At 70.0% G+C, this 16,898-nt stretch carries 16 protein-coding genes; 11 read left to right on the top strand and 5 right to left on the bottom strand.

The features are described from left to right. Complete coding sequence (locus tag AB0G56_RS19865; protein ID WP_360970836.1) at nt 1–840, bottom strand: SDR family oxidoreductase; 840 nt, start codon at nt 838–840, stop codon at nt 1–3. A gap of 492 nt (nt 841–1,332) precedes the next feature. Here AB0G56_RS19865 and AB0G56_RS19870 point away from each other — a divergent pair, with 492 nt between their 5' ends. The 4 genes from AB0G56_RS19870 (at nt 1,333) to AB0G56_RS19885 (ending at nt 4,940) form a co-directional block, all read left to right on the top strand. Continuing rightward, entirely contained in the window at nt 1,333–1,563 is a 231-nt protein-coding gene (locus AB0G56_RS19870; protein WP_360970894.1) for a ferredoxin, read from the top strand. After that, nucleotides 1,560–2,951 (top strand): FAD/NAD(P)-binding oxidoreductase, encoded by a 1,392-nt coding sequence (locus AB0G56_RS19875; protein ID WP_360970838.1) that lies wholly within the window; start codon nt 1,560–1,562, stop codon nt 2,949–2,951. The genes AB0G56_RS19870 and AB0G56_RS19875 overlap by 4 nt, the downstream gene beginning before the upstream one ends. 13 nt (nt 2,952–2,964) lie before the next feature. Further along, nucleotides 2,965–4,200 (top strand): cytochrome P450, encoded by a 1,236-nt coding sequence (locus tag AB0G56_RS19880; RefSeq protein WP_360970840.1) that lies wholly within the window; start codon nt 2,965–2,967, stop codon nt 4,198–4,200. 62 nt (nt 4,201–4,262) lie between these two features. Continuing rightward, nucleotides 4,263–4,940, top strand: coding sequence for a GAP family protein (locus AB0G56_RS19885; RefSeq protein ID WP_360970842.1), 678 nt, complete (start codon nt 4,263–4,265; stop codon nt 4,938–4,940). A 57-nt stretch (nt 4,941–4,997) separates the two neighbouring features. On the opposite strand, the gene AB0G56_RS19890 is transcribed toward AB0G56_RS19885, so the two are convergent. Together AB0G56_RS19890 and AB0G56_RS19895 are read right to left on the bottom strand one after the other, a co-directional pair. Next, the gene (locus AB0G56_RS19890; protein ID WP_360970844.1) at nt 4,998–5,390 is read right to left on the bottom strand and encodes a VOC family protein; all 393 of its coding nucleotides are present in this window, start codon (nt 5,388–5,390) and stop codon (nt 4,998–5,000) included. A gap of 242 nt (nt 5,391–5,632) precedes the next feature. Next, nucleotides 5,633–5,926: a hypothetical protein gene (locus AB0G56_RS19895; protein ID WP_360970846.1), complete on the bottom strand. Its 294-nt coding sequence runs from the start codon at nt 5,924–5,926 to the stop codon at nt 5,633–5,635. 207 nt (nt 5,927–6,133) lie between these two features. On the opposite strand from AB0G56_RS19895, the gene AB0G56_RS19900 reads away from it, so the two are divergent. Both AB0G56_RS19900 and AB0G56_RS19905 read left to right on the top strand, forming a co-directional pair. Continuing rightward, on the top strand, nt 6,134–6,643 hold the full coding sequence (locus AB0G56_RS19900; protein WP_360970848.1) for a SigE family RNA polymerase sigma factor: 510 nt from the start codon (nt 6,134–6,136) through the stop codon (nt 6,641–6,643). 8 nt (nt 6,644–6,651) lie between these two features. Next, nucleotides 6,652–7,077, top strand: coding sequence for a hypothetical protein (locus tag AB0G56_RS19905; RefSeq protein WP_360970850.1), 426 nt, complete (start codon nt 6,652–6,654; stop codon nt 7,075–7,077). A gap of 372 nt (nt 7,078–7,449) precedes the next feature. Here the strand turns inward: AB0G56_RS19905 and AB0G56_RS19910 are convergent, their stop codons facing one another. After that, on the bottom strand, nt 7,450–7,950 hold the full coding sequence (locus tag AB0G56_RS19910; protein ID WP_360970851.1) for an NAD(P)-dependent oxidoreductase: 501 nt from the start codon (nt 7,948–7,950) through the stop codon (nt 7,450–7,452). A gap of 147 nt (nt 7,951–8,097) precedes the next feature. Between AB0G56_RS19910 and AB0G56_RS19915 the strand changes: the two genes are divergently transcribed. Both AB0G56_RS19915 and AB0G56_RS19920 read left to right on the top strand, forming a co-directional pair. Beyond that, a complete protein-coding gene (locus AB0G56_RS19915) occupies nt 8,098–8,772 on the top strand; it encodes a TetR/AcrR family transcriptional regulator (protein WP_360970896.1) in 675 nt (224 codons plus the stop codon). 774 nt (nt 8,773–9,546) lie between these two features. Then, entirely contained in the window at nt 9,547–9,981 is a 435-nt protein-coding gene (locus AB0G56_RS19920) for a VOC family protein (RefSeq protein WP_360970853.1), read from the top strand. Between the two features lie 126 nt (nt 9,982–10,107). On the opposite strand, the gene AB0G56_RS19925 is transcribed toward AB0G56_RS19920, so the two are convergent. Next, a complete protein-coding gene (locus AB0G56_RS19925) occupies nt 10,108–10,920 on the bottom strand; it encodes a class I SAM-dependent methyltransferase (protein ID WP_360970898.1) in 813 nt (270 codons plus the stop codon). A 485-nt stretch (nt 10,921–11,405) separates the two neighbouring features. On the opposite strand from AB0G56_RS19925, the gene AB0G56_RS19930 reads away from it, so the two are divergent. The 3 genes from AB0G56_RS19930 to AB0G56_RS19940 all read left to right on the top strand — a co-directional run bounded on the left by AB0G56_RS19930 (nt 11,406) and on the right by AB0G56_RS19940 (nt 16,792). Continuing rightward, entirely contained in the window at nt 11,406–11,546 is a 141-nt protein-coding gene (locus AB0G56_RS19930) for a hypothetical protein (protein ID WP_360970855.1), read from the top strand. A 1,092-nt stretch (nt 11,547–12,638) separates the two neighbouring features. Next, nucleotides 12,639–13,751, top strand: coding sequence for a hypothetical protein (locus AB0G56_RS19935; RefSeq protein WP_360970856.1), 1,113 nt, complete (start codon nt 12,639–12,641; stop codon nt 13,749–13,751). Between the two features lie 440 nt (nt 13,752–14,191). Beyond that, on the top strand, nt 14,192–16,792 hold the full coding sequence (locus tag AB0G56_RS19940; protein ID WP_360970857.1) for a M4 family metallopeptidase: 2,601 nt from the start codon (nt 14,192–14,194) through the stop codon (nt 16,790–16,792). The last annotated feature ends 106 nt before the right edge of the window (nt 16,793–16,898 follow it).

The following is a 16,898-nucleotide window of genomic DNA, read 5'->3' on the forward strand; positions in this document are numbered from 1 at the left end:
TCAGCCGCCGGTGGCGAACCCGGGGAAAAGGGTCATGCCGCCGTCCACGTAGAGGGTGGTGCCGACCACGTAGTCCATGAGGTCCGAGGCGAGCCCGACGACCGCGTGGGCGATGTCCTCCGGATCGCCGACGCGCCCGTAGGGAATCAGCTGCAGCAGTTCCTTCTCCGCGTCGGGGGTGGTCCAGGCGCTGCGGTTGATGGGCGTCTTGATGGCTCCAGGAGCGACCGCGTTGACCCTGACCCTGTGCGGTGCGAGTTCCTGGGCAAGCGTCTCCATCATCATCTGCACGCCGCCCTTGGAGGCCGCGTAGTTGACGTGGCCGGCCCACGGGATGAGCTGGTGCACCGAGCTCATGCAGATGATCTTCCCGGCCGAGCGCGACACCTCGGGGACCACCCCCCTCCTCAGGAACTCCTTCGTCGCTTCCCGGGCGCACAGGAACTGGCCGGTGAGATTGACGTCCAGCACCTTCTGCCACTGGGACACCGTCATCTCGGTGAACGGAGCGTCGCGCTGCAGCCCGGCGTTGGCCACGAGGATGTCGATGGTGCCGAACTCCGCCACCATCCGGTCGATCATCGCGACGACCTGGTCCTCCTGGGACACGTCCGCCTCGTACGCCATCGCGCGCACGCCCAACCCGGTGATCTCCTCGACCACCTGCTCGGCCTCGTCACTCCCGGCGACGTAGTTCACGACCACGTCGGCCCCGGCGCGCCCCAGGCCGATGGCCGTCGCCTTGCCGATGCCCGAGTTGGCGCCGGTGACGAGGGCCTTCTGGCCCTTCAGAAGGTGTGAGGGTATGACGCCCTGAGGGGCTCGCTGAGTCACGCTCACGCCGGTTCTCCTTCTCGACTGGCTGCCCCCGAACTCGTGTGAGCCCGGTCGGCTCCTGTCGACACCGAACCACCCTTGAGCCCACGGCACACGCCGGGTTCGGGCGGATTGCGCCGAACGGTCGAACGCGACCGGGCCCCAGCGGCGCCGGACTCCGACGCCGATCCGCGCACCCGCCCTTCCCGGGGTGCGGGCGAGGTACGGGAACGCTAGGCTTTCGCAGGTAGGTCAGTATTTCCCAGGCGGTCTCACCCGCCGGTCGCCTTGTACGCGATGACCATGAGCATCTGTGGCGACCTGACGATCGCGGTGCAACTCCTCGCTTCCGCGGTGCTGAGCACCTCGCTTCCGGAGCTGAGCAACGGCTGCATCCCCTCGCTCTCGCCGTCTCGCGCCTCTCGCGTCTCCCGCGCGCTCGGCGCGGTGTGCTCATCGCGCACCGAGTGGCACCGGCTTCCGGGGCCGCGGCTTCTAATCCCTGCGGAGGTCGGGATGAGAGTTGTCGTCGATCTTTCCCGATGCGAAGGATATGCGCAGTGCGCCTTCCTGGCTCCAGACGCGTTCCGGATGCACGGCGAGGAAGCGCTGATGTACGACCCGAGCGCGGACGACGCCCGGCGCGAGCAGGTGCTGCGCGCCGCGGCGGCCTGCCCGGTCCAGGCGATTCTGGTCGACCAGCTGGAGGGACGGGTCTCGTCGTCGGCGGAGGCGTCGGCGCCATGACCAGTGCCGACAATCTGCAAGCGTTCAAGCGTGACGGCCGCATCGTGGTCGTCGGGGCGTCACTGGCGGGACTGCGGGCCGCGGAGACACTGCGCGACGAGGGTTTCACCGGATCACTGACCATGATCGGTGACGAACGGTGCGAGCCCTACGACCGGCCTCCCCTGTCCAAGCAGGTACTGACCGGGTGGGTGCCGGCCGAGAACACCGCACTGCCGCGCCGTCGCGACATCGATGCGCAGTGGCTGCTGGGTGTGCCTGCCAGCGGGCTGGACCTGGCGGCCAATCAGGTGCGTCTCGCCGACGGACGCGCCGTGCCCTTCGACCGGGTGCTGATCTCCACCGGTGTCCGGGCCCGGCCCTGGTTCGTCGAGAGTGAGGCGGCTCTGGACGGGGTCTTCGTCGTGCGGACGCGCGAACACGCCGCGGGCCTGCAACGAGCCCTCGCCGCAGGGCCCTCCCGGGTGCTGGTCATCGGCGCGGGATTCACCGGGTCCGAGATCGCCTCCGTCTGCCGCGAGAGGGACATCCCGGTGACCGTCGCCGAACTCGCGCCGGCCCCGCTGGTCGGCGCACTCGGCGCCATGATCGGCCAGGTCGCGGCGGACATGCAGCGCGAGCACGGTGTCGACCTGCGCTGCGGTGTCAAGGTCACCCGGCTGGAGGGCGACGCGCAGGGACGTCTTCGCCGTGCTCACTTCGACGACGGCACCACCATCGACACCGACGTGGCGGTGGTCGCCCTCGGTGGCATCCGCAACACCGAGTGGCTGCAAGGATCGGGGCTCGCGGCGGGTGTCTGGGGGATCGCCTGCGACACCGGCTGCCGCGCCCTGGACCTCAACGGCCTGGTCACCGACGACGTCTTCGCCGCCGGGGACGTGGCACGCTGTCCGAACCCCATCTACGAGTACCGGCTCATCTCGCTGGAACACTGGGCCAACGCGGTGGAGCAGGCCGAGGTGGCGGCGCACAACATGGTCAGCGGCCAGGCGGACCGGTGGCCCCACCTGTCCATCCCGCTGTTCTGGTCGATCCAGTTCGGAGTCAACATCAAGTCCGTCGGTGTGCCGACTTTCGCCGACGAGGTGGTCGTCACCCAGGGATCAGTGCCCGAGCACCGCTTCGTCGCCGCATACGGCTACCACGGCCGCGTCACCGCGGCAGTGAGTTTCAACAACGCGAAGTGGCTGGACCACTACCGCCGGCTCATCGAGACGGCCGCGCCCTTCCCGCCTCCCTCGGCCACGCCCGACCAGCCCGCCGACATGAAACCGGTGCCCGTCGACTTCCCCGGCCCCGCCCTGCTCGCCCAGGGCGCCACCGTGGTCGTCACCGGCCACAACCCGAGTGAGCGGCGCGTCACGGCCGCGTACCAGCACCGGTAGGAGGGAGAGCGAGATGACCACGACCGAGACGAGCGGAACGCTCCGGCGGATCCTCGACTACTCCTCCCGGGCCGACCCGTACCCGCTGTACGCCGAACTGCGCGAGACGCCCGTGGCCAGGCAGGAGGACGGCACCTACGTCATCAGCACCTACCGCGAGATCGCGGACGTCCTGCACAACCCCCACCTGAGTTCGGACACCCGCAGTCTCTGCCGTCCGCCGGCCGGGATCGAGGCGCAGGCCACGCCGGCGTTCATCAACCTCGACCCGCCCGAACACGACCGCCTGCGCCGTATGGCGATGCGCCACTTCGGCCCCCCGCACACCCCGGGGCTCCTGGCCGGCATGGAACCCGCGCTGGCCGCCATCGTCAGTGGTCTGATCGACGACTTCGCGGGGAAGGAGCGGATCGACATCGTCGACGACTTCGCCTACCCGTTCCCCGTCGCCGTGATCTGCCACCTGCTCGGTGTGCCACGCGAGGACGAACCGAAGTTCCACGTCTGGGTGGACGACCTCATCAACTCCATCGACTACGACCCCCGAACCGACCCGAAGGAAAAACTGGACAAGGGTCAACAGGCCCGTAGGGACCTCCGCGAGTACCTCGGCGGACTGCTGGAGCGACGTCACGGACGGCCCGGCGACGACCTGCTGTCACGGCTGGCCAACGACGACGGGCCCGACGGCCGGATGACCGACGACGAGATCGTCGCCACCGCGAACCTGCTGCTCATCGCCGGCCACGAGACCACCGTCAACCTCATCGCCAACGGCATGCTGACGCTGCTGCGCCACCCCCAGGTGCTGCAGCGACTGCGCGACGATCCGGACCTGGTCGTTCCCCTGGTCGAGGAACTGCTCCGTTACGAACCGCCCGTGCACATCATCCCCTGGCGAGCGGCGTACAACGACATGACCGTCGCCGGCACCGTCATTCCCCAGGGTTCGCAGATCATGCTGATGCTGGCCTCGGGCAGCCGCGATCCGGACCGCTTCCCCGATCCCGACCGCTTCGACCCCGACCGGCGTGACAACCAGCACCTGGGATTCGGCAGCGGCATTCATCTGTGCTTCGGCGGCCCGCTGGCCCGGCGGGAAACCCAGATCGCGCTGACCGAGCTGGTGCGCCGCCTCGACCGGCCCGCGCTGGTGGCCGACCCCCCGCCGTACCGGCGCAGTCCCGTTCTGCGCGGGCCGATCCATCTGCACATCGAGCGGAGTGGTGGTCAGCATGCCTGCCGATGACCTGAGTGCTGCCGGCCCGGCCTGGCGGTGCACACGATCTCTCCGCCCCTGAGGAGGCCGCTGTGGGTCACGCCGTCGGGGACGTACTCGGTCTGGCAGCCGGTGTCGCGATCAGCCCACTCCCCATCGTGGCGATCATCCTCATCCTCGCCACCCCGCAGGGACGGGCGAACGGCACCCTGTTCGCACTCGGGTGGTTGCTGGGCCTGGCGGTCCTCGGCACGATCATGCTGGCCGTGGGGGGCCCTGGCGGGGCGTCCACGCACAAGCACCCCGCCACGTGGGTGGGGGCTCTCAAACTGGCACTCGGCGTACTGCTCGTCCTGTTCGCCGTCCGGCAGTGGCGAGGGCGGCCCCGGGACCCCTCACAGGCGCAGTTGCCGAAGTGGATGGCGGCGATCGATCATTTCACTCCCGCCAAAGTCCTCGGCCTCGGGCTCCTCCTCTCCGCGGCCAACGCGAAGAACGCCCCCTTGACCATCGCCGCCGGCGCCTCGATCAGCTCAGCCGGAATCTCGGTGCCGCAACAGATCGGGTCCCTCGCGATCTTCGTGGTCATCGCCTCGCTCGGAGTCCTCGCGCCGCTGGCCGTCTACCTCTGCATGGGAGAACGGGCCAAGAGCATCCTCACCGGCTGGCGGAACTGGGCCGCGCAGCACAACACCGCGGTCATGGCCGCTCTCTTCCTCGTGCTCGGACTCAAACTGTGCGGCGACGGGATCAGCGTGATCGCATCCTGAGAACTCCGCCGACGGGCAGCCGCAAGGAGGCCCCTGCAAACGCGGGGGCGCCGGCGTTCAGCCCTGCTTGGGGGCCGTGATGGGCACCAGCCGCAGCCTGAAGGAGTGACCGGCTGGGTCGGCGTACCCGCGTTCCTCGTACGGCCCCGCCGGGTCCTTCGTCTCGATCGGCCGGCCTCCGAGTCCCACCACACGCCGCTCGGCTTCGTCCATGTCCTCGACGAAGAAGACCAGATGTGCCTGTAGGGAGTTCTCCGGGCGAGGCCAGCTGGGCGAGGTGGCGTTCAGATCACGGCGGAAAGCCAGCCGTATCCCGTCGGCGCCCCGGATCTCCACGAGGTTGGCCGAGGCGTCCGTCTGCTCGCCCTCCAGCAACTGCTGGTAGAAAGCGGAGAGTTTCTCGGGCTCGGCGCAGTCAAGGACCACGACGCCTGCCTTCACCAGTGTCATGCTTCCTCCCGGGAGATGGCTTGCTTCTGCGGATAACCCCAACCGCCGGATTCAGTCCGCGGGCGGCGGCGTATCCGTGTGCTCATGACGTGTGCCGGGCCGTACGGGGGCGCGGTGGTCCCGGGAAGCGGTGCGAGGAGCCCCCTGGCCGACGTCCTCGACCAGGGGGCCTTTCAGGTGCAGATGCCTCCCGGGGCCGGGCGAACGGTCCGGCCGTGGGAGAGTGCCTGCTCCTCGGTGGGTCAGCCCACCGCGTTCGCCCTCTCGGCCGCGCTCAGCTCCGAGATGGGGCGGGCCGCGTTGGCGTAGTGCTCCGGGTTCGCGTGGGCGGCGCGGTGTGCCTGGGCCGCAGTCGGGGAGGCGGCCTGGTGGGTCGGTGTGGCGGCGGCGGCCTGGTGGACCGCATTCGCAGCGGCCTGGTGGGTCGGAGTCGCGGCGGTGGCGATGCCGCCCGTGCCCACGGCGGCCAGCAGGGTTCCGGCGGCGATGCTGTACATCCTGCGACGGTTCTGCGTGATCTTACGGTGCTTGGACATCGGTCTTCCCTTGTCTCGAATCACGGGCTGCCGCCTCTGCGCGGGAGCCCTGCGTGAGAGGGATACGGAGGAAGCCGCGGGCAGGTTGCACGGCATGGCGGGAAAATCTTCCTGCCACGTCGTGCAACCCCGAAAGCCCGTTCCCCGTATGTATGACCAGAGGAGCGGTGGGAAGGCGAGCGGCGGCAGGCGGAGGGTTCGGCAAGCGTGAGGGAAGCGATACGGGAGCGGGAGTTCCGCGAATTCGCCGAGGCCCGGCAGGCGCAGTTGAGGCGCAGCGCGTACCTGCTGTGCGGGGACTGGCACCAGGCGCAGGACCTGACCCAGACCGCATTGATGAAGCTCTACGCGGCCTGGGGGCGGGTCAGACGCGACGGCAACGTCGACGCTTACGCACGCACCATCCTCACCCGCACCTTCATCGACCAGCGACGCAAGGGAAACTGGCGGGAGGAGCCGGTGAGTGAGCCACCCGAGCTGCCCTCCACCGTGTCGGCCACACCGGAGTTGCGCCTGATGATGCAAGAGGCCCTGATGGAGCTGCCGCCCCGCTACCGAGCCGTGCTCGTCCTGCGGTTCTGGGAGGACTGGACGGTCGAGCAGACCGCGCACGCCTTGCAGGTGACGCCGGGAACGGTCAAGAGCCAAAGCGCCCGTGGGCTCGCCCGGCTGCGTGAGATCGTCGAGGCACTGGCCACGGAACGAGCCGGGAGGTGATGCCGGACATGGAAGAACACGACAGCGCGGCCCTGCACGCCGCGTTCCAGGTGGTCCTCAGTGCGCAGCCGGACCACGTGCTGCCCAGTGTCACCGACGCGGCCGTCGCCGGCGGCCGCCGCATCCGGCGCCGCCGCGCGGCGCTCTCCGCGGCCGCGGCGCTCGCTGCAACGGCCTGCGTGGCCACCGCGGCCGTCAGCCTGTCCGGGGCGGGGGCCGAACACACCCCGCTGCCTCTCGCGCCTCTGGCCCCGGCCAGTGCCACCCACCCGCCCACACCCGCACCGAAAGACTCCACAACTCCCTCCGGCTACCAGACAGCGGCGAACGCCGTACCCCACCACACCTCCCCGCCCGACCAGCACGGGAGGGCGACCGCTCCTGGCACGCGAGCGGCCAGCCGACCCCACGCAGGCAGCAGCACACCGCCGTAACACCACCGATCCATTTCGTCGCGAGGGGAGGCCCGGCTTCGTCGTCGTGGGCCGGAGGCCGCGCGGGACCGCGGCCCGAAGCAGGGTGGCGGCGTCCGGTCGGTGCCGCTCGGTGGTTCGCCGACCGGATTCCCGGTGAGCCCGCTCATGGTCGACGCCCCGCACCCGCACCGCGAGCGGCGGCCGAGTCGCGAGGATGCGGGCTCTCGTCCACACCCGGTGGTTGTCGGCCGCCTTGAAGCGTCTGCAGCCGGAGGGCGACGTCGTGGCGCGGTCCAGACCGGCACGTCCGGCGGACGTCGGGAGGACGTCGCGCGTCTCACTGGCGGGGGAGCGGAACCACGACGGCGTCCCGGGCCGCGCGGCCGGCTCTCAGGTCACTGAGGTTGTCCTGAACGTCTGGGCCACCGCCGCCGGTTCGCCGGGGAAGGCGAACGCGCAGTGCGGGGAGATCACCAGACCCGGCGTCCGCCACCGGGGGTCGTCCTCGGGGAGCGGTTCGGTGTGGTGGACGTCCAGGAACGCTCCGCGCAACGCTCCTGTCCCCAGCGCCTCGTGCAGGGCTTCGTCGTCCACGGTGACGGCTCGGCCGACGTCGACCAGTACCGCACCGGGCGGCAGTGCCGCGAGCACCGCGGCGTCGACGAGATGCCGTGTTCCCCCGGTGGCCGGAAGGCAGCACACCACGTGGTCGGCGTCGGCGGCGGCTTCGGCCAGACGATCCGCGCCCACGGTACGGTCTGCCCCCGGTACCCGCACCTGCCCCGCACGGGTGACGGCGATGGATCGCGCGCCCAGGGCGCCGAGCCTGCGGATCACGGCCCGGCCGATCCGGCCGGCGCCCACGACCAGGACGGTCGATCCGCTCAGCATGGTGGCGGAGGATGTGTCGAGCCGCCGCCGCAGCACCCGCGGACGAGCCGGCGGGCGGAACCGAGGCCGGGCACGGCGGCCTGGTGGCTGGCCCGGGAGAGTGAGCCCGCGCGGCAGCGACGTCGCAGATCGCTGACTCTGGAGGCCATCCTCGACGCCGCCATGACCCTGCTCGACACGCATGGGGCGGCCGCACTGACGACGCGCAACATCGCGGAGGCGCTCGGCTGCACGCAGGCGTCCCTCTACCGCCACGTGCGCAACCGCGAGGAACTGGTGACCCTGTTGATCGACCGGGCGATCAGCGTGGCGAGCGCGGCGCCGCCCGACGGCGCGGACTGGGCCGAGAAGGCGGCCTGGTCCTCACGCCGGTTCCGCGCGCACCTGCTGCGGCACCCTGGCGTGGCCTCACTCCTTCGCGGGACCGAGCGGCTCGGTCCCAACTCGCCGGCCGGGATGCAGTACTCCCTCGACCTGTTCATCACGGCCGGCCTCAGCCCCCGGCTCGCATCTGCCGCCGCATCGTCGCTGGCCACCTTCGTCCTCGGCTCGGTGCACCTCAACCTCGGCCTGGACACGTCCGACCCCGATGAGACCAGTCACCGACGCCTGCTGTTCCGCTCCCGGGACGCGGTGGCCTTCCCTCTCCTCGTCCAGCACGCCGACACCCTCGCGGAGGTCAGCAGCGACGAGGAGTTCGAAGTCGGCCTCAACGCATTGCTGACCGGGTTCCGCGTCCTGATCCAGACCATGGACACCACACGGGACCAGGGGCTGCCCGGTGTGAAGCGCTCCGGGCCTGATGGAGGCCCGATCCCCTGAGGGAATCGAGTCATGGCCGCAGAGCCGCCGTCGCCGAAGTGCTGGTCTCTCCGGCCGCAGGATCGAAGCCGCCGAACCTTGGACCACCTTCCACACCCACTACGCCACCGACGCACCACTACTGCCGGCCCGGCATTCGCGGCTGCGCCCACGAGAAGGGCGGCGTCGAGGGCCAGATCGGCTGATCCCGGCGCAACCACCTCGTTCCTGCCCCTGTGAGGTGGCCCCCCTGCTGGCCGCGGCTCGCCTACTGACGGGCGTGACCTGCCCCGCCGCCGACCTGCTCGGCACCTCCCGCGTTCGCGCAGTTGCCCGCCCGGCTCCACGCCGACCGCCGCGTCGGCACGCAGGGCCGGGCGTTCGAGCTGGGCCGGGCGTGCGTCCTGGAGGACGCTCAGTGCACCTGCAGCATCCTGCACGACGCCGTGCGGGCTCGCGACTACGGGCAGAGATGTGCGTCCGTCAGGCGTCCGGCAGCTCACTCGGACCGCCTGTGACAGAGCATCTGTCCCCGGTCGTGCGAATCCTTGGTGTGCGGCCTACGCTCCAGCGGCCCACGCTCCAGCGCCCCGCGCTCGCGCTCTCCGCCCCGTTCATCTCACGGAGCCACTGGTATTCGGTCGGTGGGGCTGTCGCCCGGTCGCCGGGCCCGAGGGATCCGAGGGCCTGGCTCGGAGTGCACGTCGGAAGGGGGGTTGGTCTCCGAGGCGGGCGGCCGGATCCGCCTGGGGAAATGAGCGGCAGAGCCCCAGGCCCCCTTGGTACGGTGCACCGATGTCAGAGATCAAGAAGTTTCAAGTCACCTTTGACTGCGCGGAACCTGAGCGCGTCGCTCGTTTCTGGTGCGAGGTCTTGGGGTATGTCGTGCCGGCGCCCCCGGAAGGGTTCGCCACCTGGGACGATTTCAACCGCACCCTGCCGCCTGAGGAGCGGGGTTCATGGTTCGCCTGCAGTGATCCCTCGGGTGTGGGCCCGCGCCTGTACTTCCAGCGCGTTCCCGAAGGCAAGAGCGCCAAGAACCGGGTGCATCTCGACGTCCGGGTCGGCACCGGGCTCGTGGGGGACGAGCGCCTCGCCACGCTCGAAGCCGAGTGCGCACGACTGGTCGCGCTCGGTGCCACCCACGTGCAAACGCTGTATGCCGATGACGAAAACGAGTCGTGCATCCCGATGCTGGACATCGAGGGCAACGAGTTCTGTATCGACTGAGCATTCTCCGAGCCCGGGGGGCGGGGAGCCGCCCCCCTGGGACGTCTGTGTGGGACGGTGGGGGGGGCAGGTCAGGCGTGGAGGTGCCCGGGGTAGCCCATGTCCTCGATGTCGCGGAGCAGCGCTCTACCTGCGGACTGCCGAGATCAGTCCGCCGGGCCGCTCCTCGTGCTGCGGCGGGGTGCTGATCGGGCGGCCGTAGGCGGCGGCGCGCTCGCGCAGGGTGTGGCTGTCGGCCTCCCAGCCGTGCCCCGCCAGCCAGCCCACCGGGTCGTCGGGCATCTCCGACACCCACATGGACGCCGCCGATCCCGGCACGGCGTCCGCCCCGAAGCGCTCGATCACACCACGCGAGCCCAACGTCAGCCCCATCCGGCTGCCTGCCGCCGACCGCGCGCCGATCCGGGCCAGCAGCAGCTCCACCGCGTCCTCGGGCAGATAGATCAGCAGTCCTTCGGCGATCCACACGGTCGGCAGCGCCGGGTCGTGCCCCGCGGCGGCCAGCGCGCCTGGCCAGTCCTCACGCAGATCCACCGCGACGGTGATCCGCTCGCAGCGTGCGACGGCCCGCTCCTGGCGCAGCACCGAAGCCTTGAAGTCCAGGGGCGCGGCGGTGTCGACCTCGAACAGCCGGGTGCTCTCCGGCCAGTCCATCCGGAAGGCCCGGCTGTCCATGCCGGCGCCGAGCAGCACGACCTGCCGGACCCCGGCCGCGGAGGCCTCCTGCAACAGGTCGTCGAGGAACTTCGTCCTGATGACGATGGACAACGCCACGCCCAGCCGACGGCGTCGCGCGGCCTCGTCACCGGGCGGCGGCGAGGAGGGCCACAGGCCGCCCGCGGTGGCGAAGGCCTGCGCCAGTGGGTCGCGGAACAGTGCGTCCTCCCGCTCGGTCTCCAGCGCCCGCACCCTGGCCACCCCCACCGCCGTGGCCCACACTCCCGACGGCTGCACCCGCTCCTGCTCATCAGTCACCGCGCCAGCCTAGATGATCGATTCCAAGGGCCTGATGAGTGGAGCCAGGTTCGTGCGCGGCCGGCGGTCATGCGCGCACTGACCGCCTACGACCGCTGAACCCCTTGGATGCGGCGTGACGGCCGTCGGTGGTCAGGCAGCGCGACCGCGTCCGCCTCGAACTGCGGCGGACGGTTCTTCATGACCGCGGATGTCACGGATGTCTGCTCTCTCAGGTGTTCAGGATCCAGTGTCTCGTGCGTCCAAGTTCAGAGGTCGAGGTCAAGCCCCTTCAACGACTCGTCCAGACTTGCGCACGCCCACTACAGGGTGCGGTGTGAGACGGTGCAGACCCCCGTACGGATGGGGGCCGGCCATACCGTCGGTCAGCCCGTTGCCCGGATGGTGCGGCAGGTTTCGGTCAACGAGCCTGAATGCATACGGATCCACCGAGTCAGAGGGAACCCTTTGTGTTCAGCTTCAGGCCGCCGCGCCGCCGGACCGCCCGCACCGCTGCCGTCGGCGCTCTCGCCGCCGCGGCCTGCGTCACTGTCATGGCCGGCAGCGCCGGAGCCATCGTCAACGGGTCCGACTCCACCTGGAGTTACTGACTTCGGCTCGTCAGAGTGGATCTTGGCGAAGTCCCTGATGCAGGCGTGTGCGGCGATCTCGTGACCCGCCTCGTGCACGGCCATGACGGTCTCGGGGTGCCGCTCGGCCACCAGTCCGTTGACGCCGACGGTGGCGGGCAGGTCACCGAGGACGTCGAGCAGTCGCCAGATGCCAGTGGTGACGCCGTAGTCCGCCCAGGAGGTGCTGTGCGTCGATGCCGGACAGCGGCCACGCCGCCGCCATGGGTGCGTACGCGGGCCAGTGCCCTGGTGGCCACACCTCCAACGCGACGGTGACCAGCGCTACGACCTTCCGCCCGCCCGGCCATTCGGTCTCTGCCCTCATTCGGTCCCCCTGCTCGGTGGCTTTGTCCGGGGACGCTAGTGAGGCCGTAGGTACCTCCAGGTTTCTGGCAGCGCAGCCGATCGCCGTGCTGACCGAATGGGCTCACGAGCACGGCGCGACCGCGGTGGAATTCCAGGAGTCCGAAACGGACTGAGGACTTGCCGGGAGCCAACACGATGGTCTGATCTCGGACTGGTCCGGGCCGAGGAGGCTGGCGATGCCTTCCGGCGTGCGGAAGCGGGCTGTGGAGGTGGGGACAGCGACACCGTGGGCTTCCAGGAGCGGCACCACTTTCCACGCCGGCTCAGCGGGGCTGTGGCCGCTACAGGGTGGCTGGTGGGCCGCATTTCCCTGCCCGTGTGCTTCGCGCTTGCCGCAGCCGCGGCGGCGCTGTGCGCTGCAACTGTCCTGCACCGGCCTCATCGTCCCCGCGAAAGGGCGTCCGAGCCTGGAAGCGATACGGGTGTGCCGCCGACGCGCTGAAGCCGACGCGCTGAAGCGAGACCCGAACCGCAGGGCCGGCACTCCAAGGGAACGACTCGCGCAGGAAGTCTTCGGCAGCTGTGCGACCACACCGGCAGCGGCTCGCAGGCAGCCGTAACTCACCAGCAGCGCGGCAGGAGTTGCCCTTGAGAAGTCGGACTAGCGGCTGGCCTGCGGCGGGAGGGAGAATGCCGGAGCCGGGGGAGGGGCGAGTTCCGGCGGTGAGGGTGGAGCCGTCCAACGCCAAGACGAGGAGGCCGCGGGTGCTGACTGCGCTGGGACTGGCAGACGAGGAGGACGTGGTCTACCGCGTCCTCGTCGCACATCCGGGAGTGCGGGCCGCCGAACTCACACGGACACTGGCTGCCCTGCCCGCCGGCGCGACCCGGGTCGTCACCTGGTCGGAGCACGGGGTGACCGCGGTGCTGCACCGGCTGGTCAGCACCGGCCTGGCCCTCGCTGACACCGACTTCGGCGAGGAGCCCCGCTACCGGGCCACTCCACCGGCCCTCGCCCTGGAGCCGCTGCTCTCCGCCCGGCGTGACGGCCTGCGGCAGGCGGAGAGACTCATAGCCTGGCTCACCGAGCAGTACCAGGAGGCCCAGAGCAGCCAACCGGGGGCGCCCGTGGAGGTGGTCTCCGGACGGGAAGCGGTGCGCCACCGGTTCCTGCAATTGCAGCTCGCGGCGCACCGGGAGGTTCTTGGCCTGATGATGCCGGTCAGCCGGCGACAGAACGCCGTGGTACCGGTGGAGGAGAACGACGCCGAAGCCGAGGCCATGCGGCGCGGCGTGCGTTATCGGGTGGTCCTGGAACGGGGCTGGCTCGACGAGCCCGGGATCGGGGGCCTTGTGGAGGAGTCACTGCGCGCCGGGCAGGAACTCACCGTGGTGGACTCCGTGCCCGTGCAACTGGCCATCGCGGACGGCAAGATCGCCATGGTCCGGCTCTCGCCCATGCCGGGCAGCCGCGATCCCGGCGCGTTGATCATTCATGAAACCGGACTACTGGAAGCCCTGGTGGCGCTCTTTCACGCCTACCGGGAGCGCGGCTGGCGGCTTGTCGGCCCCGAGCAGACAGGGCCTGCCCCGGGTCCGGAGGCCGGCCCGGACGAGGTGGACCTGTCGATCCTGGGGCTGCTGCACGTGGGTCTGACGGACGTCAGCATCGCCCGGCAGCTCGGCCTCGGTCATCGCACGGTGCAGCGCAGGCTCAGTCGGCTGATGCAGCTGGCTGACGCGCGGACGCGCTTCCAGCTGGGCTGCCAGGCGGTGCGGGCGGGCTGGCTGCGCGGCAATGACGGAATGTCCGCACCGGCGCCGAACCAGGTGGTGGAGAACGCCGGCCCACCGGAGCCGGCTGAGCCGCGTACCTGACGGCCCCGGAGTGGGGTCAGCGGGCCCTCTCAACCCCGTACCGAGACGCAGACGTTCCTTGCGGACGAGCCCCCGCATCCACGAACACCTCGTCGAGCGGCCCTGAAGTGAATCCGCCGTCACTCTCCCCATGAAATGTGACGGAAACGCCCCAACCAGTTCGAGTCCGGCGTGACATGGGGCGTATCTACGCCAAGGCGCATTCACGCCTGTGGTGATCCCTTGTCCGCGGAACGCTTGATACCGAACCATCGAGCCACCGAACGCGCAGGACCACGGACTCTGCGTATCGGTGCCAATCCACGTACCCGTGTGAGATGGGGAGAGTTCCCGTGTTCCCGACAAGAACAAGACGGCTCCACCGATCCGTTGCCGCTGCGGTGGTGGTTGCGGCCGCGGTATCAGTGCTGCCCAGCGCGTCGGCCTGGGCCGAGGACGAGGTGTCTCTGCCCGCGAACGTCACCGCCGGCCAGGTCCCGGTCGCACCGGTCATGACCGAGGGCCTGGACCACGCCGCCCGAGAGGGGACTCCCGCCGAGGCAGCCCGTGCGCACCTCAAGGCCCATCAGGACAAGTACAGGGTCCGGGTCTCCGACCTGCAGACCCTGAAGACGACCAAGACCGGCAGACAGTCCGCGGTCCGCTTCCAGCAGAAGCACAACGGGGTGCCGGTCCTCGGCGCCGAGTACGCGGTGCAGACAGAGCCGGCCGAGGGCGGCCAGAAGGTCACCTCCGCCACGGGCACCCTGTACACGGATCTCACCGTCTCCACCACCCCGAGGGTCACCGAGGCAACCGCCAAGCAGCGGATGTTCTCCCTGGACTCGCACCTGGGCACCGTCAAGGGTGCCCAGACTGCCGAGCACGGTCTCGTCGTGCTTCCGAACTCCCACGGCGGCACATTGACCTGGCACTTCACCGTGACCGGTGCCCGGGGTGACGGCAGTCCGGTGCGCCAGGAGGTGTACGTCGACGCGAGCGTCGGCGGCATCGCCCTGTCGTACGACAACATCGACGCGGCCGACTCTGCGCCCGTGACGGGGACGGGCGTGCGCGTGGACGGCTCTGAGGAGCAGCTGAACGTCAATCATGAGGCGGACGGTTCGTACACCCTGGTCGACTCCACCCGCGACATGTACGCGCGGACCGGTGGCCAGATACGCACCTACGACGCGCAGCGCAAGAACTACACGCTCGTGGCGGGTGGTCCGGTCACCGACGACATACCTCTGGTGAAGTCCGCCACCGACCGCTTCGACGGCGCGAACACCACCTCCGGCGCGGTCGACGCCCACATCAATGCCGCCAAGGTCTACGAGTACCTCAAGGACCAGCTCGGTCGTGACGGCGTCGACGGCAAGGGCGGCAGCATCTACTCCGTCGTCAACGTCGCCAGCAACGGCAAGGACTACGCCAACGCCTTCTGGGACGGCTCCAAGATGGTGTACGGCCACATGAACGGCGTGCCGCTGTCGGTGGGCCTGGACGTGGTCGGCCACGAGATGACGCACGGCGTCACCGAGCACGCCGCCGGACTCGTCTACCTCAACCAGTCGGGCGCCCTCAACGAGGCGATCTCCGACTACTTCGGCAACGCCATGGAGACCGCCGACAAGGGCATCGCCATGAGCGACCCCACCTCCGGCCTCGTCGGCGAGTACCTCTGCAACGGCACCAAGCCGCTCAGGGACTGCGCCCTGCGCGACCTGAACGACGGCCGCAACGCGCAGAAGGACTACCTGCCCATCACGCTCGACATCGACAACGGCGGAGTGCACTCCAACTCCACCATCGTCGGCGGCGCGCTGTGGGACCTCCGCAAGAGCATCGACACCAGGCTCGCGGACCAGATCATCTACCGGGCCGCGGAGAACTACCTCACTCCGCTGTCCGGCTTCACCGACATGCGCAACGCGGTGACCCTCGCGGCGAAGTCCATGAAGGTCTCCACCGCCGACCTCGCCGCGATCGACAAGGCCTTCGACGCTCACGGCATCGAGCAGGGATGGGAGCACAAGGGCGGCACGCACGACGCCACCACCCTCGCCGGCAACATCCTGCCCGCCTACGAGGTCTCCGGCGGCGTCGACGAGCAGGCCGCCCAGATCAACGGCGACGTCTACGCCATCCCCCACGGCGATGCCATCGCCTGGGACCAGGGCAGCGCCGCCTTCGGCATCACCGTGGGCCGCTTCTCCAAGCACCCGCGGCACGAGTTGGCCCAGAAGGACGCCTACCTGCTCGACCCGTCCCTCGACAACGACCGCATCGCCTTCACCCGGATCTCCGCCGACGGCGTCGGCATCTACCAGGCCGGAAGCAAGGGCCAGGGCGAGATCAAGAAGCTGGTCGACGAGCCGGGCGTGGACGAGACCGAGCCGGTCACCGAGAACGGCGCCCTCGCCTACATCCGTACCGCCCCCGACGGCGAGCAGGACGTCATGCTCCGCAAGGCGGACGGCACCACGGTCGATGTGACGCCCGAGCCCGGCACCAAGGCCTCCCACCTCGCCATGAAGAACGGCACGATCGCCTGGGCCGGCGGCGACGGCACGTACCTCTACGTCCACGACATCGCCACCGGCAGGACGCAGAACAAGCGCATCCCCGGCTTCCTGTTCAACTACATCTCGGACATCCAGCTCACCTCGGACCGCGTCTTCTACCGCATCACGGGCGGCTTCCTGCTCCCGTCCACCACCATCGGCTCGACGCCGGTCGACGACGTGACCCAGATGGCGAATCTGCGCTTCCCCTCAAGCCTCTACGCCGCCCAGTTCTCCGTGAACGACAACTACCTGGCGTACTCGACATACGACCTCTGGGGCGCCCTGGGCGCCTGGAGCGGCCCCACCAAGGTGCAGGTCGCCCACACCTCCGACGTGCTGGCCGGCCTGAACGGATTCAGCCGCGTCTCCTGCTCCTCCGGCTCGCAGCTGGCTCCGTCCCTCGGTGACGGCCGGCGCGTCGTGTGGCTGGACACCACCGCCGCCACGACGGACGTCGTGACCCGCTCGACGTTCGCGGGCACCTGCGAGTAAGCCGCGGCGGCACCGAACCCGAGAGCGATACGGCGCCGAGGGCGGCCACCGTCGAACGGTGGCCGCCCGCGCCTGACCAAGTGCCGCGGCGGCCCCCGCGATGAGG

Origin of the sequence: Streptomyces sp. NPDC021356 (genome assembly GCF_040641015.1) — a bacterium.
Lineage (GTDB): Bacteria > Actinomycetota > Actinomycetes > Streptomycetales > Streptomycetaceae > Streptomyces.